At 60.8% G+C, this 20,149-nt stretch carries 16 protein-coding genes and 5 pseudogenes; 8 read left to right on the top strand and 13 right to left on the bottom strand.

Features of this window, described 5'->3' with window-relative positions:
- Positions 1-2: 2 nt before the first annotated feature.
- Positions 3-944, top strand: coding sequence for a carbohydrate kinase family protein (locus ACX3P1_RS15365; RefSeq protein WP_459080455.1), 942 nt, complete (start codon positions 3-5; stop codon positions 942-944).
- 74 nt (positions 945-1,018) lie between these two features.
- Positions 1,019-1,396 (top strand): annotated as a pseudogene (locus tag ACX3P1_RS15360) (SMP-30/gluconolactonase/LRE family protein); the annotation flags it as partial.
- Here ACX3P1_RS15360 and ACX3P1_RS15355 read toward each other — a convergent pair.
- The 5 genes and pseudogenes from ACX3P1_RS15355 to ACX3P1_RS15335 form a co-directional block, all read right to left on the bottom strand.
- Positions 1,397-1,495: pseudogene (locus ACX3P1_RS15355) on the bottom strand (triose-phosphate isomerase); the annotation flags it as partial.
- 164 nt (positions 1,496-1,659) lie between these two features.
- A complete protein-coding gene (locus ACX3P1_RS15350; protein WP_459080454.1) occupies positions 1,660-2,649 on the bottom strand; it encodes a sugar-binding transcriptional regulator in 990 nt (329 codons plus the stop codon).
- Between the two features lie 170 nt (positions 2,650-2,819).
- Positions 2,820-3,653 (bottom strand): carbohydrate ABC transporter permease, encoded by an 834-nt coding sequence (locus ACX3P1_RS15345; RefSeq protein WP_459080453.1) that lies wholly within the window; start codon positions 3,651-3,653, stop codon positions 2,820-2,822.
- 2 nt (positions 3,654-3,655) lie between these two features.
- Positions 3,656-4,582 (bottom strand): carbohydrate ABC transporter permease, encoded by a 927-nt coding sequence (locus ACX3P1_RS15340; RefSeq protein WP_459080452.1) that lies wholly within the window; start codon positions 4,580-4,582, stop codon positions 3,656-3,658.
- 203 nt (positions 4,583-4,785) lie between these two features.
- A complete protein-coding gene (locus ACX3P1_RS15335) occupies positions 4,786-6,129 on the bottom strand; it encodes an ABC transporter substrate-binding protein (RefSeq protein ID WP_459080451.1) in 1,344 nt (447 codons plus the stop codon).
- Between ACX3P1_RS15335 and ACX3P1_RS15330 the strand changes: the two genes are divergently transcribed.
- From ACX3P1_RS15330 to ACX3P1_RS15315, 4 genes are all read left to right on the top strand, one after another.
- Positions 6,083-7,423: an ABC transporter ATP-binding protein gene (locus tag ACX3P1_RS15330; protein WP_459080450.1), complete on the top strand. Its 1,341-nt coding sequence runs from the start codon at positions 6,083-6,085 to the stop codon at positions 7,421-7,423. The two genes, ACX3P1_RS15335 and ACX3P1_RS15330, sit on opposite strands and share 47 nt — an antisense overlap.
- Complete coding sequence (locus ACX3P1_RS15325) at positions 7,420-8,823, top strand: sn-glycerol-1-phosphate dehydrogenase (protein WP_459080449.1); 1,404 nt, start codon at positions 7,420-7,422, stop codon at positions 8,821-8,823. Before ACX3P1_RS15330 ends, ACX3P1_RS15325 begins: the two co-directional genes overlap by 4 nt.
- Before the next feature lie 26 nt (positions 8,824-8,849).
- Entirely contained in the window at positions 8,850-9,416 is a 567-nt protein-coding gene (locus ACX3P1_RS15320) for an SIS domain-containing protein (RefSeq protein ID WP_459080448.1), read from the top strand.
- Positions 9,417-9,506: 90 nt separating this feature from the next.
- Positions 9,507-10,229 (top strand): SDR family NAD(P)-dependent oxidoreductase, encoded by a 723-nt coding sequence (locus tag ACX3P1_RS15315; RefSeq protein ID WP_459080447.1) that lies wholly within the window; start codon positions 9,507-9,509, stop codon positions 10,227-10,229.
- A 291-nt stretch (positions 10,230-10,520) separates the two neighbouring features.
- Here ACX3P1_RS15315 and ACX3P1_RS15310 read toward each other — a convergent pair.
- A pseudogene (locus ACX3P1_RS15310) lies at positions 10,521-11,174 on the bottom strand (ferredoxin reductase domain-containing protein); the annotation flags it as partial.
- A 114-nt stretch (positions 11,175-11,288) separates the two neighbouring features.
- Positions 11,289-11,984 (bottom strand): annotated as a pseudogene (locus ACX3P1_RS15305) (IS6 family transposase).
- A 189-nt stretch (positions 11,985-12,173) separates the two neighbouring features.
- Between ACX3P1_RS15305 and ACX3P1_RS15300 the strand changes: the two are divergent.
- On the top strand, positions 12,174-12,518 hold the full coding sequence (locus tag ACX3P1_RS15300; protein WP_459080515.1) for an SMP-30/gluconolactonase/LRE family protein: 345 nt from the start codon (positions 12,174-12,176) through the stop codon (positions 12,516-12,518).
- A gap of 46 nt (positions 12,519-12,564) precedes the next feature.
- Here the strand turns inward: ACX3P1_RS15300 and derI are convergent, their stop codons facing one another.
- The 3 genes from derI to ACX3P1_RS15285 are packed head-to-tail and all read right to left on the bottom strand — an operon-like array spanning position 12,565 to position 14,587.
- Positions 12,565-13,002: a D-erythrulose-4-phosphate isomerase gene (derI, locus tag ACX3P1_RS15295; RefSeq protein WP_459080446.1), complete on the bottom strand. Its 438-nt coding sequence runs from the start codon at positions 13,000-13,002 to the stop codon at positions 12,565-12,567.
- Positions 13,003-13,018: 16 nt separating this feature from the next.
- On the bottom strand, positions 13,019-13,804 hold the full coding sequence (locus tag ACX3P1_RS15290; protein ID WP_459080445.1) for a triose-phosphate isomerase: 786 nt from the start codon (positions 13,802-13,804) through the stop codon (positions 13,019-13,021).
- A 12-nt stretch (positions 13,805-13,816) separates the two neighbouring features.
- A complete protein-coding gene (locus tag ACX3P1_RS15285) occupies positions 13,817-14,587 on the bottom strand; it encodes a DeoR/GlpR family DNA-binding transcription regulator (protein ID WP_459080443.1) in 771 nt (256 codons plus the stop codon).
- A gap of 287 nt (positions 14,588-14,874) precedes the next feature.
- Here ACX3P1_RS15285 and fba point away from each other — a divergent pair.
- A pseudogene (gene fba / locus ACX3P1_RS15280) lies at positions 14,875-15,928 on the top strand (class II fructose-bisphosphate aldolase).
- Between the two features lie 50 nt (positions 15,929-15,978).
- Here fba and ACX3P1_RS15275 read toward each other — a convergent pair.
- The 3 genes from ACX3P1_RS15275 to ACX3P1_RS15265 are packed head-to-tail and all read right to left on the bottom strand — an operon-like array spanning position 15,979 to position 20,052.
- Complete coding sequence (locus ACX3P1_RS15275) at positions 15,979-16,917, bottom strand: sugar phosphate isomerase/epimerase family protein (RefSeq protein ID WP_459080442.1); 939 nt, start codon at positions 16,915-16,917, stop codon at positions 15,979-15,981.
- Positions 16,918-16,939: 22 nt separating this feature from the next.
- Positions 16,940-18,532: a glycerol-3-phosphate dehydrogenase gene (locus tag ACX3P1_RS15270; RefSeq protein WP_459080441.1), complete on the bottom strand. Its 1,593-nt coding sequence runs from the start codon at positions 18,530-18,532 to the stop codon at positions 16,940-16,942.
- Complete coding sequence (locus tag ACX3P1_RS15265; RefSeq protein WP_459080440.1) at positions 18,508-20,052, bottom strand: FGGY family carbohydrate kinase; 1,545 nt, start codon at positions 20,050-20,052, stop codon at positions 18,508-18,510. The genes ACX3P1_RS15270 and ACX3P1_RS15265 overlap by 25 nt, the downstream gene beginning before the upstream one ends.
- Positions 20,053-20,149: the final 97 nt, after the last annotated feature.

Genomic DNA, 20,149 nt, shown 5'->3' with positions numbered 1-20,149 from the left:
TCATGCGTTACGACGTTTCGGTCATCGGCCTTTATATCCTCGACATTCTCGGCCGCCCAGTCAGCCGCATTCCGGATCGTGGCAATGTCGAGTTCATCGAGGAAATCAAGCTTACGGTGGCGGGTACTGCCGGCGGCGTCGTCATCAACACGGCCAAGCTTGGCCTGAAAAGCCTCGCGGTTGGTGCTGTCGGAAAAGACGAAAAGGCCGATTTCGTGATCGGCGCGATGCAGCGGCACGGCATCGACACGTCGGCCATGCAGCGGCTGGACGGTATTTCGACCTCGGCGACAATTCTCAACATCCGGCCGAACGGCGACCGGCCGGCGCTGCACCAGCGCGGCGCTTCCGATCATTTCGACCTACCGGAGCGCCTGTACGACCAGGTGTTCGACGCGCCGATCGTGCATCTGGGCGGCACCGGCCTGTTGCGCACGCTCGACGGCGAAAAGAGCGTGACGCTTTTGATGGAAGCCAAGCGGCGCGGCTGCACGGTCACCTTCGACCTGATCGCCGCGACAGCGGAAACCGCCGGCATCGTACTGCCGCTGTTGCCCTATATCGACTATTTCATGCCCTCGATCGAGGAAGCTCGCGACATGTCCGGCCAGACTTCGGTGCAGGATTGCGGATCCTTCTATCTCGACCGTGGCGCCAAGACCTGCGTGTTCACGCTGGGCGGTGATGGCGCTTACTACGCCGACGCCACCGGCACGCGGCTTAAAGTGTCGTCCTATGTCATCGACGTAGTCGATACGACCGGCTGCGGCGATGCCTTCGACGCCGGCTTCATCACCGCGCTGCATCACAAGATGAACCCGGAGGACGCCGTTCGCTTCGCGCAGGCGGTTGCCGCCCAGGTCGCCGGCGGCCTCGGCTCAGACGCTTGCGTCGCCTCGTTCGAAGACACCATGGCGTGGATGAAGAACCACGAGAGCCACTGATACCCGGAATCCCCGAGACCGTAGGCCGTCACGCCATGCCACAAGGCCAAAAATAATCTGGAGGAAATTTGGCGATGTTCGGGGATATAGAGGGAACCGGGTTCGAGCCGTTGGACGAGCGGTTTTCAAAATGCTTCGTCGACCATGTGGCGGTGGAACGCCTGTGGACCGGCGGGCGCTCGCTCGAGGGGCCTGCCTGGTTTTCGGCTGGCCGATACCTGGTGTTTTCCGACATCCTCAATAACCGGATGATGCGTTACGACGACACCGATGGCTCGATGTCGGCGTTTCGCCAGCCGTCCAACAACTCCAACGGCAACACGGTCGATTTCCAAGGCCGGCTGGTCAGTTGCGAGCACCAGACAAGGCGCGTCACCCGCACCGAACATGACGGCAGCATCACCGTCATTGCCGATCGTTTCGACGGCAAGCGCTTTAATTCGCCAAATGACGAAGCCCGGCACGAAGGCGGCCAGCGCCTCGGCATAGGCCAGTCCTTCCGCCAGCGTCTTGTTCATCTTCCAACTGGTGCCGACCCAAGTGCGCGCCATTTTCTTCTCCGCTCATTCCTTGCCAGTCACGCCAACCGAGTGCCAGAACTACGTCGAAAATGCTGGTTACAAGTCAACTTAAATGTGAAACGCTCTAGCATGCTGCTTCTGGGCGTGCCCTCGCGGCAAACGCCTAGAATGAAACGGACTTCAGAATCAGGATCCTAACCCTGTGCCGGCACTTCATCTGCAAGCACATGTTCAGCCGTCGTCTCGTCGGTTACCAGGCATTCGAATGCGCCCGTGCGCAGGGCCGCGCGGATGATCGGTACCTTGCCAGCCCCACCCGCAGCGAGGATGGCACCGGCTATTCCCGCTACGTCAGCAATGCCTATACCAATCACCCGGTGATTAATCTCATGATCGACCAGACGACCCTCAGAATCGATAAACTGGCCTTGGACGTCGCCTACCGCGCCTGCCTCGATGAGTTCGCGAATGTCGACATCCGAGGGAACGGCATAGCGAATGAGCAGGGAATCCTTCGACATGTCCCCACATCCGATCACGCATGCATCGACGCTGCGAATGCGTTCGAATACGTCGCCAAAGAACTCGGTGCCGACAATGGCGTCGCGTGCGGCCTTTGAGGGAGCGTAGACCGGTGCGGTAAAATAGGTCCGCTCGGCATCATACTGCGAGGCGAATGCCTTGATAATGTCAAACGAGTTGACATCGGATCCTTTCGAGATTCCGCCCAGAAGCGAGACGAACTCGAGGTCAGGCCGCGACACCGGGCGCAGGAAACGCGACGCGTTGTAAATTGTCATGCCCCAGGAGAGCCCGAAGCGGGTCACTGCTGTGTCTGCCAGGATGGGGGATATTTCCATGGCAAGCGCCGCGCCCACCACCGCCTGCGTCTTGGCGGGATCACTGGGGCTTGGGACAATGCGCACGCGCTTTAACCCGAACCGGGCGCGCACCGAAGCCTCCAACTGGATCGACCGCAAGAACGGCGAATCGATCTCTATGCGTACGATACCCTCACGGCGGGCATCGCGAAGCGCCTGGTTCACCCTCAGCCTGTTGGTTGCCAGCAGATCGGCGACGGCCTGCTGGTTTATGCCTTCGACATAGTAGTGCCACGCCACGCGGGCCAGAAACTGTGCGTCCTCGTCGATGCCTCCAAAGACACCTGTCGCGATCTCGCTCATACTCACACCCTTAGCAGAAGACCAACAAGGGTTGCAGCACCTCTAACTCTTGCTATGTTAAACCCGCGCGGTCGTATCCTCAACTGGTTGAGGCACATCGCCGCGCCAGCACGATTCGGAATAGCTGGAAGCGCCATTAGCCGTTGTTGCGGGCCTGGCAAGAGCCCGCTTCATTTCACGGCACCCATCGTCAGCCCACGCACGAGCTGCTTGGAGGCTATCAGCGCGAAGACGATGACCGGGATGACGATGAGCGTCGATGTCGCCATGATCTTTCCGTAAGGCAGTGTGTAGCCTTCCATGAACGACACGGCGACGGCGGGCGCTGTCTTGGCCTGGTTACGTGTCAACACCAGCGCATACATCAGTTCGTTCCATGAGAAGATGAAGGAAAAAATCGCCGATACGGCGATCCCAGGGGCCGCAAGCGGCAGGCAGATCGAGCGGAAGATGCGCCATTGCGAAGCGCCTTCGAGCAGGGCGGCTTCATCGATCTCCCGTGGAATCGAGCGGAACTGGTCAGTGCATATCCATACGACGATCGGCAGATTGAACGTGAGGTAGATCAGGACCAGCACGATATGCGTGTCGAGCATGTGGAACTGGCGAACGATCAGGAAGAAAGGAAGCGCGAGCACGATCGGACTTACCATGCGATTGGTTATGAACCAAAACCACAAATCCTTCTTGCCGCGAAATTCGAATCGCGCCAGGGCAAACGCGGCCGGCGTCCCGAGCGCGATCGACAGCGCCGTCGTCGAAACGGCGATGATCAAAGAGTTGATCAGGCTTTTGGCGACGTCGTTCTGGAACAAGACCTCGGTGTAGTTCGAGAAGGTTACCTCGAATATCCAGGCGGGCGGTGTCTGCAAGGCGACGATCTGGCTTTTGAGGCTGGTCGAGACCATCCAGTAGAATGGAAAGAGGCAGAAGACGATGATCGCCGCGAGCAGCAGCACCTGCGCGACGAGCGAAGGGGGGCGTGTGGTATCCTCGCGGCGCATCGTCAAACCTCCTTATAGAAGAAGCAAATATAAAGCCGGCTCAGGACGATGGTGATGACGAGCAAAACCATCGCCTGCGCGGATGCGATGCCCTGGTCGAAAACGCGGAAGCCGACGCGCTGGATGAGCAGGCTGATGAATTCGGTCGCCGACCCAGGGCCTCCGCGCGTCATGGTGAAGACCATGTCGAACAGTTTCAGCGTGTCGGCGGTACGCAAGATGAGCACGGCGGTCAGGCCGGGAAGCAGGAACGGAAGCTGGACGTAGCGCAGTATAGTCCACCAGCTTTTCGTCTCCAGACGCGCCGCTTCCTCGATCTCGACGGGTACGGTGGTCAGGCCGGCCAGGAAGACCAGCGCACAAAAAGGTGTCCACTGCCAGACATCCCAGAAAATGACGGCGGCGAAGGCGTTGAAAGGAATGCCCAGCCAGTTGATCGGGTGGACGCCGACGAACCCGAGAAGCTGGTTTACGACCCCATATTTGAGGTTGAACATGATCTGACCAAGGAGACCCACCACCGCATAGGTCGTCGCCATTGGAATGACGAGGGAAAGGCGTGCGATCGTCTTCAGAAAGGTCAACCCGGGTCTGTGCAAGACAAGGGCGATGATCGTGCCTAACGCGACCTGGACAGGCAAGGCGATCACGAGAAGGATGAAGGTCCGGCGCATGGCATCCCAGAATGCGGGATCGGTAAGCACCGTTGCATAGTTCCGCAGGCCGACAAAGGAACTGCTTGCCAGCTTCGTCAGATTATAATCGTAAAGCGAAATCCAGACTGCGAATACGAGAGGCACAATGCCGATCACCACAAGCGCAACTACGGCTGGGCTCAGAAAGGCCAGAACGGTTGCGCGCGAAACCACACTGACGTTGATGAGATCCGCCAGCTGCGCCAGTTCTTGTTCACTCGACGATCGGCTCATCGGATAGCAAGGCCTCCACACACTGAAGCATTCTTAATTCAGTGAAATACAAATGCGCAGGTCGAAGTGGTGTGACGTTTGCTCCCACTCGTCTTGAGAACAAAGTGGGCGAAACACGAGGAGACTCGGCCGATTGGGAAGAACCGACCGAGCCTCGTTTCCTCTGCCGCCCACTGTCGGGCGGCAGACGAGGTTCAGGCCTGTCACTGCAAGAGAGGCCTTTTTCCATCGTAGTAACCGGCGTCCTTCAAAACGGTTTCCATGCGGGTGCCGATCTCCTTGGCTCCATCTTCGGTCGAGACCTCACCAAGCATCATCTTGGTGCCCCATTCCTGGACGATCTCGGTGATCTGCGGCCATTCGGCAAAGCGGGGCCGGAACTGCGGCACCCCTTCCTGCCAGCTCTTCACCAAGGCTGGCACGAAATCGTACTTTTCCGCGACGCCGTCCAGCTTATAGACGGACTGCCGCGCCGGAACGCCACCCAGTTCGAGATACTGCTTGGCATTGGCCTTAGAGGTGACCCATTGGATGAACAGCCATGCCGCAGCCTGCTTGTTGGAGTCGGCCTGCGCGGCCACGGCCAGCGAGAAGCCGCCGAGAGCCGGCTTGCGCCCTGCCGGTCCCGCCGGCTCCGGCGCTACGGCGAGACAATCGCCGATCTTCGAGGTCTCGGGATCTTTCAGGGTAGAGTAGAAGGACGACCACTCGGTGATCATGGCCACGTCGCCTTGAGCCAACGCGTTCACCGTTTCGGCATGGTCATAAGCGACTATGCCCTCCGGCATGTACTTCATCAGATCCTGGCGGAACTTCAGGCCGGTCTGGCTGCCTTCCGACATCAGATTGGACTTGAAGTCCTTGTCGAGGAAGGAGCCGCCAAATGGCCACAGCATGCGCGCAAAGCTGTCGGCGGACTGCGTCTCATTGCGTTTTGACTGAAGCGCGAAGGCGTATTTTCCATCCTTGGTCAGAGCCGGACCGTATCTGTCCTTGAGGTCGCCCCACGTTTTGGGCGGACCGTCGAACCCGGCGTCCTTGAGCATGCACTTGTTATAGAACAAGAGACCGGAATAGTTGTCGAACGGGAGACCGTACAGCTTGCCGTTCCATGTGCCGAATGCATCGAGGGTAAGCGGGAAAAAGTCCTTAAGGTCGAGATTGGGATCGGCAAGCTTCGGATCATTGATGAATTTCTCGGCAGGCACGATCCAGCCGTTTTCGGCGAAGTTACCAATCCACACCAGATCGATCAACGCTATGTCGAGATCGCCACCGGAAACGAAATCACGAACCTGTTCTCCAAGTGCGTTTTCGTAGGGAAGGTCGGTGATGTTGATCTTGATACCGGTCTGCTTCTCAAACTCAGGCAACATTTTCTTGGCAGCTTCGTAGCCCGGCCTCAGCAGGAAGTCGACGTTCAGCGTCGTCCCGGCATAAGGCTTGGCAGCCTCTTCCAGCGACCACGCGGAAGCAGCGACAGGAGAAAGCCCAAAGACCATGGCGGCGCTCGCAGAGACCACCCTGGCCATCGATTTCATGTTCATTCAATCCTCCCAGCATCTAAATGACCTTTACATCGTAATCTTTTCATTTACATTTGTAAACGTCAACCACGAAGACGGCAGTCGCACCAATGCGGTCACTCCCGAAACGGGGTTTGAGTTTCAGGTCTCGAAGGCCGGCAAGGGAGGATTGAGAGTGGCGTCCCTGAAACTGAGAAACATCACCAAATTCTATTCAACCTTTCAGGCGCTGACGGCGATCGATCTCGACGTCGCCGACGGCGAGTTCGTCGTCTTCGTCGGCCCTTCAGGCTGCGGAAAGTCCACGCTGCTTCGCACCATTGCCGGGCTTGAGGGTAACTACAGCGGCCAGATGGAGATAGGCGGTCAGGACATCTCGCGCACGGCGCCATCCGATCGCGGCGTGGCAATGGTGTTCCAGTCCTACGCGCTCTATCCCCACATGACGGTTCGCCAGAATATGGAATTCGGCATGCGCGTCAACAAGGTCGCCAAGGCGGAGCGGACCGAACGCGTCTTGCATGCGGCACGCATCCTGCAACTCGAACCCTACCTGGATCGCAAGCCGGGACAACTCTCGGGTGGGCAGCGCCAACGTGTCGCTATCGGACGCGCCATCGTGCGCAAGCCCAAGGTGTTCCTCTTCGATGAACCGCTCTCGAACCTCGACGCGAAGTTGCGCACGCAGATGCGTATCGAACTAGAAGGCCTGCACAAGCAGCTTGGCGCCACGATGATCTATGTCACCCACGACCAGGTCGAGGCCATGACGATGGCCGACAAGATCGTCGTGCTCAATGCGGGGCGGATCGAACAGATAGGTACGCCGATGGATCTGTACCACAGACCCGCGAGCCGCTTCGTCGCCGATTTCATCGGTTCGCCCTCGATGAACTTCCTGAGCGTTTCGGTTGCGGTGGATGCGCAACGCGAGCAGGCCGCCGCTTACTATGGCGATGCCCTGATTGTGCTTCCCCCGCCAGCGGCCGGCCTAGCTCAGGCAAGAGAACTCACCATGGGGATTCGGCCCGAACATATAGGCGTATCGCCGGCGGGATCAGTCTTGTCGCAGGCTAGCATTGGCGCGGGCGAGCGGATCGCGGGCATGATCGAGGGCAACGTCGACATCAAGGAGACGCTCGGTGGCGAGACGATCCTTTATGTCGATACGAAGCCGGGCGACCGCATCACCGTGAAGGTAAGCGGCGAGACGGGCATCGAACGAGGCGGTGCCGTGACCATGTCGATTCCCACCAAACGCATTCATCTATTTGACGCCGCCGGCGCGGCGCTCACGAACCGGGAGCAGGAATGACACGTAAACTTGAGGCGGACGTAGCCGCTCCGCGGACGTCGGATCGGCACTACGACGTTCCAGCCATTGAACGCTCGAAGTCCATCGATCGCCTGATCGTCGGCGAGGGATGCATCGGCGAGGCGGGCGTGGTGTTCCGAAACCAGTTCGGCGGTTCACCCGCGTTGATACTGGCCGACGAAATCACATACGCTGTCGCAGGCATCGCCGTGCGCGAAGCCCTGGCCTCCACCGGCATGCAGCCTGAACTGCACATCATGCCGTCACGGCCGCAATTGTCACCGGATCGTCGATATGGCGAGGCTATCGCGACGCTGGTCAAGGAAATGGGATCGCGGTCAAACGGCATTCGCCCGGTTTTGGTCGCCGTCGGCTCCGGCGTCATCAACGACCTGGCGCGTTATGCGGCCTATACGGCCGGGACCAGCTTCATGAGCGTACCCACGGCGGCGTCGATGGACGGCTACACGAGTGCGGGCGCCCCACTCTCCGACAATGGGTTCAAGATAACGATCCAGTGCGCGCCACCACGCGTCATCCTTGCCGATCTCGACATCATCAGCGCCGCCCCCCCGGCGATGAGCGGTTGGGGGTTTGGCGATCTCTCGGGCAAGGTTCCGGCTGGCGGAGATTGGCTGATTGCCGATGCACTTGGCATCGAAGCGCTCGACGACACCGCATGGCCGCTGGTACAGGACAATTTACGCGGCTGGCTTTCCAACCCGGCGGGCGTTCAACGCGGCGACAAGGCAGCAATCGCGGAGTTGTTTGTCGGGCTGGCGGCATCGGGCGTGGCGATGGAACTGCATGGGTCGTCACGGCCGGCTTCAGGCGCGGATCACCAGATAGCGCATTTGTGGGAGATGGAGGGTCTGTCGCTCGGCGGCCAGAAAGTCGCTCACGGCGCCTGTGTGGCTATTGGCTGCCTGACCATGCTTGCCCTTTTCGACTGGTTGATCCAGCAAGACTTTTCCCGTATCGATCCGCTTGTGGTCGCGGCCCGCTCGCCGCAATGGGCGGCCGTGGAAACCACGATCGGCGAGGCATTCGACAACCCCGCCATCATGCGAAGGTCACTGGACGAGACGCGGGCAAAGTGGGTCGCGCCGGAGGATTTGGCAGCGCGGCTGGCCAATTTCAGGACGGTCTGGCCTTCCTTGCGGCAACGACTTTCGGAGCATCTGATACGCGGAAGCGAAATGCGTGCCCTGCTCGTCGCCGCCGGCGCACCGGCGACGACGAGGCAGATCGGGCTGACGCCCAAGCGGCACCGCGCGACGGTTCTCAAGGCGCGCTGGATCAGGAAACGCTATACGCTGCTCGATTTACTGGACGAGGCTGGTATGCTGGACCGGGCGGTCGCCCAGACATTTCACGCCGGCAACCAGCTCTACGCTTAAGGAATCCGTCCAAGCGGAGTTGAACAATGGCCGACCTTGCCAGTGCCGGACGGCGCGCGACAGCCGAGATAGCGGACGCGATCGCGCGCATCGACGCCGCCCAGATAGACAACGCGCTCGACATGATCGAAAAAGCGCGGCGCGTCGTGCTGTATGGGGTCGGACGTGAAGGGCTGATGATGAAGGGGCTTGCCATGCGCCTTTTCCATCTGGGCCTCGATGCGCATGTCGTCGGCGAAATGTCTACTCCTCCGGTCGGCGCCGGCGATCTCCTGATCGTTAGCGCCGGGCCGGGATATTTCTCCACGACATCCGCCCTTGCCGCTACGGCCAGGGTCGCAGGCGCGGCCACGCTTTGCATCACGGCACAGGCAGTCGGCGAGACCGGGCTTGCTTGCGACGCTATGCTTCTACTACCAGCCCAGACCATGGCCGACGATGAGAGCGGCGATGCCGCGCCCTCCGTTTTGCCGATGGGGAGCCTGTTCGAGGGGGTCGAGTACGTCGTCTTCGAAATCCTCGTCCTGGCCCTGAGGGAGCGGTTGGACGAGACTGCGCACTCGATGCGGCAACGACACACGAACCTCGAATAAGGAGGTCGCAATGCGATGGTACGAGCAAGTAAGCCGGTCTTGATGAGCAAATGGCAGCAGCGATTTTCGATCGCTGGAAAACGAGTCCTGGTGACAGGCGCAACCAAGGGGATTGGCGCGGAAATCGTGCGTGTCTTTCTCGATGCGGGCGCCGATATCGCCGCTGTCGGGCGAGATCGCTCTTCCCTTGTGGAGTTGTCGGTGACGGCGCGAGCCGCAGGGCGTGATTTTCTCGCTATCGAGGCGGACCTGTCCACGGTTGATGGACCCGTCGCGGCGGCTGAACAGGCGCTGGCGCATTTTGGCGGCATCGACGTTTTGGTCAACAGCGCTGGTGTGGCGCTCATCAATCCCATTCTGGATGCATCCGTCGCCGACTGGGATTTGACGATGAAAGTCAATCTTCGGGCGCCGTTCCTGCTCGCCCGCGCGGTTGCCCCCGGCATGATCGAGAGAAGGTCGGGCAAGATCATCAATATCTCGTCGCAGACGGGCGTGGTCGCCCTTGAAGACCATGCCGCCTATGCGAGTTCCAAGGCAGCGCTCAACGCGCTCACCAAATCGATGACGGCGGAATGGGCGCGTTTCAATATCCAGATCAACGCGATCTGCCCGACCGTCGTCTTGACGCCGATGGGAATGAAGGTCTGGAGTCTTCCGGAAAAGCGTAACCCGATGCTGGCAAGAACGCCTGCCGGACGCTTCGGCGAGACGGTCGAGATCGCCGATTGCGCGCTTTATCTCGCGTCTCCGGCATCCAATCTGATCAACGGCACCACCGTCATGATCGAAGGGGGCTATACGTCGCTTTGAGGCAGCGAGCGCCCAGACGACCTAACGCCACCGGCATTCTTGATCGTGGCACCCTCCATTATACAAGGGCGGCATTGCCCCTTGACAACGTCGTCGTGCGCTCGTTCTCGGCGCCAATCTTTCCGCGACATTTGGCTGGAAGACTTACCAAAGCCCGCAACTTTTGCCAGACCAACGGATGCCTTCGTACAAGTGGATACTGCGCCGTTGCGCCAAGCTGGTAAACGACCTCATGATCTTGACTTTGGCAGTCGATTGGGGAAATCGCCGTACGACGAGCATTCCGAGAATTCAGTAGACGTCGGCCTGATAACGCCCTTCCTTCTTGAGAGCCTGGACGTAGGCTCCAGCCTGATTGGGCGAGCAATTACCATGAGTGGAGACAATACCCATCAAGGCGGCTTCGACATCCTTGGCGATGCGCTTGGCGTCGCCACAGACATAAAAATGCGCGCCGTCCTGTAGCCAGCTGAAAAGCTCGGCGCCGTGCTCGATCATCTTGTGCTGCACGTAGACCTTGTCCGCCATAACGCGCGACCAGGCCAGCGAGACATTGGTGAGAGTTCCCGCCTGCCGCAGGGCGGTGAATTCTTCGGCATAGAACAAATCCGACGCCGCACGCTGGTGCCCATAAAACAGCCACGCCTTGCCGGTGGGCCCCGTCGCCTGCCTCTCTTGCAGGAAGGCGCGGAAAGGCGCCACGCCGGTTCCAGGCCCGACCATGATGATGGGAACATCGCCATGCGCCGGCAGGCAAAACCCATGGGCCTTCTGGATATAGACCTTGATGGGGTGGGTGGGATCGGCGCGCTCGGCGAGGAACGTCGAGGCGACGCCGTTTCGTGTTCGCTCCGCGATCTCATATCGAACCATGTCTACCGTCAGCGTGACGCGACCCGGATTGGCTTTGGGTGAGGAGGAAATTGAGTAAAGCCGTGGCTGCATCGCGCTTGCGCCTTTTTCCGTCGCTCGCCGCCGGTGAGATAGGGGATTAACTGGAACAGCGCAGGTTGTGTTGCAACGGCTGACTGGAAGCGAAGAGGCCTGGTCCGAGGCCAATTATGCGGCAAGAAATGCGATCTGCTCTGCCAAGGACGGACTCGGATTGAAGGCGTATCTCGCCTGTCGCTTGCGCATCATATGAACCATCTCGATGCCGGACAGGATGATCGCCGCTGATGCCTGTGATTTGAAGCAAAGCATTGGCCGGATGCGGCGCTTGATACGCCGATGGTCTTGCTCAATCCGGTTGTTCAGGTACTTATTCTTGCGGATTTCGATCGGCTTCAGTCGGCGCCGAGAGCGATCCTGTAAGCGATTTGTGGCATCACAGGAAACGATAGCCTCGTGGTTGGTCTGGCTGCCATCGATGACGACGCGGTCGGGCCGGCCATGACGCGCCAGCGCCTTTTGAAGAACCGCTGGGCCGACGGCAGGTCACGCTGCTCGCTAAACCAGAATTCGACTGTGTCGCCGACACTCGATAGCACGATAAAGGTACATCCACTGGCCACGGACCTTGATGTACGTTTCGTCGATATGCCATTTGCCGGTCACACTCCGCTTGCGTCGGATGAAACGCTCCAGCAATAGCGGTGCGTAGCGGACGGTCCAGCGGTGAATGGTCGTGTGGTCGACAGCAATGCCCCGCTCGGCCATCATCTCTTCCAGATCACGCAGGCTCAGACAGTAGGCCAGGTACCAGCGCACGCAAAGCAGGATCACCGATTGGTCGAACTGGCGGCCCTTGAACATTCAATCCTCCGATAATGTCAGAGGCTCTCCTTGCCACAGTGCCGGTATTCAAAACGTTACAACACAACCACCGTGCCGAGCCGGAACAAGACGCTGCCATGTCTACCGCGTCGGCCCATCAGGCGGCGAAGCGGTGCGCGTGATCGACACGATGGTGAAGCCCAACGGGCTGGCGTTTTCGCCGGACGGATCGATCCTTTATGTCAGCGACACCGGCGGCAGCCATCAAAAAGACGGCCCCCGCCACATCCACAAACTCCGGATCGACGGGCCATCGCTGAAGGACGAAGGCGTTTTCGCGACCTGCAACGCCGCCTGTTCGACGGTTTCCGGCTGGACCCTAACGGCCGGATATGGGCGAGCGCCGGCGACGGCGTCCATTGCTTCGATCCCGATGGCACCCTGCTTGGCAAGATCCGAATCCCCGTCTCCAACCTGACTTTTGGCGACCCAAAGCGGACTTGCCTGTTCATCACGGCGCGGGAGTCGCTTTATTCCGTGTTCGTCGTGCCGAAGGGTGCCGCACCCGGCTGAAGGGTCGCCGCGCGAAATCGGTAGTGACCCTTGGGAATAAACTTAATCAGCGATCCGCGTCGAGCTTGTCGATGGCCTTCACATTGCCTGCCGAAGAACCGTTCGGGTCGAATTCGGAAGCAAGCCAGGTATCGACGATCGCCTTGGCCAGTTCCGGGCCGATGACGCGCGCGCCCATGGTGATGATCTGCGCGTTGTTGGACTTGGCGGCACGCTCGGCGGAATAGGTGTCGTGCGTCAGCGCCGCGCGGATGCCGGGAACCTTGTTGGCCGAGATGGAAACGCCGATGCCGGTGCCGCAAAACAGGATGGCACGGTCGTGCTTGCCGTCGAGGATATCGTGGCCGACTTTGGCCGACAGGTCGGCATAATAGCCGGTCTGGCTGAGATCGGTCACCTCAAGGCCCGGTTTGGTGGCGAGATGGGCGGCGATGACGTCGAGCAGAGGCTTGCCGGCGCTGTCTGCTCCAAGTGCGATTTTCATGATGTTTTTCTCCTTTTTATGGGGTTGGGCAGGCTCCGCCGGTAACCGCCGTCGAGACCCGTTTCAGGATGTCTATGTAGCCTTCCGGCTGCCATGCCGAGCGGCCGATGAACAGGCCGTCTATATGCGGCTGGCCGACCAGTTCGGCAGCGTTGCCGGGATTGACGCTGCCGCCATAAAGCACCAGCGGCTCAGCACCGAGCCGGGTGGCGGCAACCCGCTTGATCAGCGCCTGCTGCTTGTCGGCGTAGTCGGCGCTGGCCGGAATGCCTTTCTCGCCGATGGCCCACACGGGCTCGTAGGCGAGCAGGATTTCGGCCGAAATCTCATCGCCAGCCAGGCCTTCCAGCGCACCGAGCACCTGTGCCGTCAAAACTTCCTCGGCTCGACCGGCTTCGCGCTCCGCCAATGTCTCGCCGACGCAGACCAGCGGTACGAGGCCGTGCCGGACGGCGGCGGCTGTCTTCAACCCGACGGTGGCGTTGGTTTCGCCGAAATGCTCACGCCGCTCGCTGTGGCCGAGTTCGACCAGATCAAGCCCGCAATCCTTGAGCATCAGCGGTGAAATCTCGCCGGTCCATGCGCCGGCTTCGGCCCAGTGCATATTCTGCGCGCCGACCTTCACCCGCGTGTCGGCAAGGGCCGCCTTGACCTCACGCACGGCGGTGAAGGACGGGATGACGAAGGGCTGGATGCGAGGATCGAAGCCCGGCACGAAGGCGGCCAGCGCCTCGGCATAGGCCAGTCCTTCCGCCAGCGTCTTGTTCATCTTCCAACTGGTGCCGACCCAAGTGCGCGCCATTTTCTTCTCCGCTCAATCCTTGCCTATGACGGTCAGCCGTATGCCCGCCTCACGAAGAACCCTGCCCGCCGCTGCATCCGGTTTGTCCCCGGTCAGCACTGCGTCGAAACAATCCAGCGCCGTCAGGAAATGTAGGGCGGGCCGGCCGAACTTGCCGTGGTCTACCAACAGATACTTGCGCTCCGCCGCCGCCAGCATCAGCCGCTTGGTCTGGACGACTTCCTGATCTTGGTGGAACGCCCGTGTTCCATGGATGGACGACGTCGAAACGAAGGCGATATCGGCGCGCAGCGAGCGCAAGCCCTCATCGGCCAGGAGGCCGAAGAAGCCGTGAAATTTCTTGCTGTACTGGCCACCAAGGGCGATCAGTGTGATGCCCGCCGCTCCCGCCAGTTGCTGGATGACGGCCAGATTGTTGGTGATGACGGTGAGCGGTCGAATTTCCGCCAGATGCCCGGCCATGCCGCCGGCTGTCGAACTGTCATCTATGATGACCGTCTGGCCCGGTTCGACAAACGAGGCGGCAGCTGCGGCGGCAATGCGTTGCTTTTCCGGCCCAGCCAGCCTTTGCCGGTAGCGGAAGTCGCTTTCGAATTGCCCGCTCGACTGCATCGATGCGCCGCCGCGAACTTTTCGCAGCATGCCTTCCTGTTCGAGCTGGTCGAGGTCGCGATGGATGGTCATGCGGGAAACGCCGAAGCGCGTCGACAATTCGTCCACCGTGGCAGCGCCCGCTTCCATCAAGCGGTCGAGAATACCTTGCCTGCGACCACCCACCTGCATTGCCCGAATTCCCTCGCACCAAGCTACGTTACGGAAGGCTACAATACACCATTCATCGTATCGTTATCAACATTATATATGTGATTTTGATATTTTAAATGTTACAAATATGGCATAGTTTGGCTAAATCGATTGGCATTGCCAGCACCGCCTCGACGCCCGGTGAAGGGCACCCGACAAACGGCCGGTATTTGGCCATGAACGAACAGAATCGGCGTCCCGCAAGGGGAATTCTTCTTGTAAGCCGGCGCCGGAGAGTATGTGTTTTTCAGGACCACGGAGGACAAATGGCCCGCATCACACTCAGGCAACTGCTCGACCATGCCGCAGAACACGGTTATGGCGTGCCGGCCTTCAACATCAACAACATGGAACAGGCGCTCGCCATCATGGAGGCGGCAAACGCCTGCGACGCGCCGGTCATCCTGCAGGCATCGCGCGGCGCGCGCACCTATGCCAACGACATCATGCTCAAGCACATGATGGACGCGGTGACGGAAATCTATCCGCATATTCCGGTCTGCGTGCATCTCGATCACGGCAACGAACCCGGCACCTGCATGACCGCGATCCAGTCCAGTTTCACCTCGGTGATGATGGACGGCTCGCTGCATGCCGACGGCAAGACCCCCGGCGACTGGGACTACAATGTCGGCGTCACCCGAACCGTCGCCGACATGGCGCATCTCGGTGGAAGGCGAACTCGGCGTGCTGGGTTCGCTGGAAACCGGCATGGGCGACCAGGAGGATGGCCATGGCGCCGAAGGCAAGCTCAGCCACGACCAGTTGCTGACCAATCCGGACGAGGCGGTCAAGTTCGTCGCCGAAACCAAGGTGGATGCGCTGGCGATCGCCATGGGCACCTCGCACGGCGCGTATAAATTCACCCGCAAGCCCGATGGCAAGGTACTGGCCATGAACGTCATCGAGGAGATCCACCGCAAGCTGCCGAACACGCATCTGGTGATGCACGGCTCCTCTTCCGTGCCGCAGGAACTGCAGGACATCATCAACGCCTATGGCGGCAAGATGAAGCCGACCTGGGGCGTGCCGATCGAGGAAATCCAGCGCGGCATCAAGAACGGCGTGCGCAAGATCAACATCGATACCGACAACCGCATGGCCCTGACCGGGCAGATCCGCAAGGTGCTGAGCGAGGATCCGAGCGAGTTCGATCCGCGCAAATACCTCAAGCCCGCCATGGTGGCGATGACCAAGCTGTGCAAGCAGCGTTTCGAGGAATTCGGAACCGCCGGCCACGCCTCGTCGATCCGGCCTATACCGGTCGCCGAGATGGCCAAGCGCTACAAGAGCGGCTCACTCGACCCGAAGTTCGGCTGAACGGCTCGGCCGTACCAACAAAACGCCGGCTTTCGAACCGGCGTTTTCGTTTATGGGGCGGGGATGAGATCGTCGCGTCCGGTGTCGATGTAGGGCGCCCAGAAATCCACCGACTCGCGGATCATCGCGACGACCTGATGGTCGACCGGCTCGCGCTCCCTGAACGACAGTTCGAGGCAAATCTCGTTGTCGGTGCCGCCGCCGCGCCGCACTGCCTCGATCAGCTTTTCGGGCAGGATGCGGCCATCCTTGTTGTGGGCGGCGGTGAACGGCCAATGCCCGCCCTTGTTCATCGACGATTGCTTGATGTGGATGATCGGCGATTGTAGCGGGAAAGCTTGCGCCCACGCATAGGGGTCGATATCGATCGGGTTCGGCGAAGTGACGTCGCCATGATCGATGTCGACCATCATCTTCAGCGGGATGGGCAGGTCGGCCGCATCGATATCACGTTGCAAGGCCTTGCAGCTTTCGATGGTGTGGCCGAATTCGCGGCCGACCGACATCGGTTCCCAGAACAGGTAAGTGAGACCCGTCACCTTGGCATGCTCGGCCACCTCGCGCCAGCATTCGAGCGCAATGTCGAAAAGGGCTGTGCGCCGTTTCGGATCGTCATAATCCTTGTGGGTGAAAATGGCGAACTGCGTACCCATGGAGGGCGCGCCAAGCTCGGCCGAAATGTCGGCGAAAGTCTTGAACCAGTCGACATAGTAGCGGCGCACATCCGCGTCCGGGTGGCCGAAATGGTTGAGCCGCCCGTAAGGGCCGGTCATGCCGGAGGTGATGCGCACGCCGGTGCGCGCCAATGCTTTTTTGAACTGCCGCACGAATTTTGCGATGGTCGCAGCCGGCCAGCCCGGATTGACGAACTCGTGCGTCAACTGCACGTCACGGATACCGATGCCGTAGGCGACGGCATCGATCAGGTCGTCAGGCTCGGCGAAGCGGTTGACCAGCGGATTGGTGTTCAGCGAAAGCGTGAAGGCCAAGGCAATCTCTCCGTCTTCAGGTTCATCGCGCCGTCTCCAGCTTGAGCCCGTCGAGCCATTTTTCGAATGTTTCGCGCTCGGCGGCATCGAGCCGCAGGCCATGCTTGGTGCGGCGCTCCAAAATGTCGGCGGCGGTTCTTGCCCATTCCGTCTCGATCAGGAAACGGCCTTCCAGTTCATACAAATCGGGGCCGAAGCGGAGGCCGAGCTCGGCCATTCTGCCCGAACCGGCCAGCAGTTTTCGTGCGCGGGTGCCGTAGCTGCGCGCATAGTGCTTGAGCAGCGACGGGCTCAGCCACGGAAACTCGGCGTGCAAATCGCTCAGGAATTGCTCGAAATCCGCGTTAGGCAGGTCGCCGCCGGGCAACGCGGCTTTCGCGGTCCAGCCTTTCTTCATGGTCGGAAAAAACGGCTGGAGCTTTTCGAGCGCATGTTCGGCGAGCTTGCGGAAGGTGGTGATCTTGCCGCCGAAGACGGAAAGCAGCGGTGCCGCGCCATTTTGTGCATCCAGTTCGAATATATAGTCGCGCGTCACCGCGCTCGGGTTGTCGGCATTGTCGTCATAGAGCGGGCGCACGCCGGAAAAGCTGTAGACCACGTCGCCCTGCGTCAATTGCCGCTTGAAGTAGCGGTTCACCACCTTGATCAGATAGTCGATCTCGCTGCCGTCGGCGGCGACTTCCTCCGGTCGCCCCTCATAGGGAATATCGGTGGTGCCGATCAGCGCCAGGTCGTTCTGGTAGGGATTGACGAAGATGACGCGCTTGTCATGATTCTGGATCAGATAGGCTTGCCGGCCCTCCCAGAATTTCGGCACCACCATGTGGCTGCCCTTGACCAGCCGGACGTGACGCGTGGCGTTCTGCCCGGCGACGCGCTGGATGATGTCGTTGACCCACGGTCCGGCCGCATTGGCCAGCGCGCGGGCGCGCACGGTCGTCACGGCGCCGCTGCGCTCGTCGCGCATGTCGATAGACCACAGGCCCTCTTCGCGGCGCGCGGCGATACAGGCGGTTCGGGTCAGAACCTTCGCGCCACGTTCTGCGGCGTCGAGCGCATTCAGCAGCACAAGACGCGCATCGTCGACCCAGCAATCGGAATACTCAAAACCGCGCCGAAAAAAATCCTTGATCGGCGCGCCTTCCGGGGCGGTCCTGAGGTTGAGCGTGCGCGTGCCGGGAAGCCGCTTGCGACCGCCAAGATGATCGTAGAGGAAGAGGCCAAGCCGGACCAGCCATGCCGGCCGGTCCTGCGGGCTGTGCGGCAGCACGAAGCGCATCGGCCAGATGATATGGGGTGCGGAATTGAGCAGCACCTCGCGCTCGATCAAAGCTTCGCGCACCAGCCGGAACTCGTAATATTCGAGGTAGCGCAGACCGCCATGCACCAGCTTGCCAGAACGCGAACTGGTGCCCTGCGCCAGGTCGTCCTTCTCGCACAGAATGACGGACAAGCCGCGCCCAACCGCATCGCGGGCGATGCCGGCTCCGTTGACGCCGCCGCCGATAACGAAGATATCGACAGGTTCGGATTGATCGCTCAAGGCTTTTGCTCCTAGAAATGCGGGTGGATCGGCGGCGGCGTCTCGCCCTATCGTCCCGCCATCGACTTCCATACCGGCTGAAGCGCCTTGCGTGCCGCGACGAAGGACGGAAACAGGTCGTCATAGGTTTTTGCGAGCGCTTGATCGCAGGTTTCGCCATCTCCCAGCAGCGGCTCGACCCACTCGGCGCAGCATTCTTGCATCGAAGGATAGACGCCAAGGCCGACCGCCGCGATCATCGCAGCACCTGCGGCGCCGGCTTCCTGCCGGCTGCTCGTCCTGATCCTGGCGCGGGTCGCGGCAGAAACGATACGGCGCAGCGAGGCGTTGCGCGCAGCACCGCCGGACAGCCTGATTTCGCCGGGGACCGAACCCATCGCCTCGTAGCAGTCGCGCGCCGCGAAGGCCAAACCTTCCAGGACCCCGCGCGCCAGGTTGGCGAAGCCGTGGCTTACCGAAAGACCAATGAAGCCCGCCCGCGCGTCGGGTTCGACGAATGGCCCGCGTTCGCCGGCAAGCGAAATATAGGGCTGATAGAGCAGGCTTCCGGGCGTCGCCTTGTCGACCCAGCCATCCAGAAGCGTGAGCAATTCGCGATGCGACGGCTCACTGCCGGCAGTCGCCAAAACGTCGCGCGCCAGCCCGAGCAGCCAGTCGATGTTGAGGGTCGCCGCCATATTCGATTGCAGTTGCGCATAGGCGCCGGGTACCGGCATGGCGATCGTGTAGCCCGACGCATCGGCGTTGAGCACGACCCTTTCGGGAGAGGTAGCCAGTCGGGTGTGGATGCCGGTCGAGCCGATGACGGTGCAGCCGACATTGCCACGCGGATCGTAGAGGCCGGCACCGAGCGCGGTAGCGACCATGTCGACATAGCCGAGCACGACAGGGGTTCCCCGTAGCAGGCCGGTTTCTGCCGCCGCCGAAGCCGAAAGAGGGTGATGATCGGTGGTGCCTTCCAGCATCGGCGGCAGCAGACGGCGCTGGGAGGCGAGGCCGAGGATGCCGATCACGTCATCCGAGTAGGTGCGCGTGCGGAAATCGCCGAACGTGAACGTCCCCTCGGAAGGGTCGGTGACGCGTTCACCCGTCATGCGGAAATAGAGCCAGTCCTTGCAATGGATGGCGGTCTCGGCACGCTCCAGCATGTCGGGCTCGTTGTCTTTCAGCCAGCGCAGTTGCGCGCCCTGCTGGCAGGCGTTGAGCCCGGTCCCGGTCAGTTCGAAGCGGGTTCGGTCGGACGGATCGGCGCGCATTTCCTCGACCAGATGGCCGGCGCGCGCGTCGAGCCACAGCAAGGCCGGCGCGACGGGCTTGCCATCGCCACCGATCAGCCAGGTTCCGTCGCCCTGCCCGGTGATCGCCACGGCCGCCGTGCGTCGCGCGAGGTCGGGAACCAGCGCCGCCAGTTCGCGCACGGTGCGCGCGGCGTTGTCCCAGGTCAGGTCGAGGTCCTGTTCGACACGGCCGCCTTCCAGCGTGACGAAGCTGTTGGTGACGGACGCCACCTCAATCTGGCGTCCGCCAAGGTCGAATGCGACCGCCTTGATGACGGACGTTCCGGCGTCGATACCGATGATGACGTCTTTCATATCGAACGTTCCGGGTAGCTGCGAGAAGATATACCAGAAGCTTTTTTCGGCTTTAAGTATGGAAGAACAGGGGATGCCCGAAAAGGCACCCCCTTGA

The sequence above is a fragment of the Mesorhizobium sp. A623 genome, from assembly GCF_054489405.1.
The sequence above is the reverse complement of the archived record's forward strand: the minus strand, read 5'-3'. Positions and strand labels throughout refer to the sequence as shown.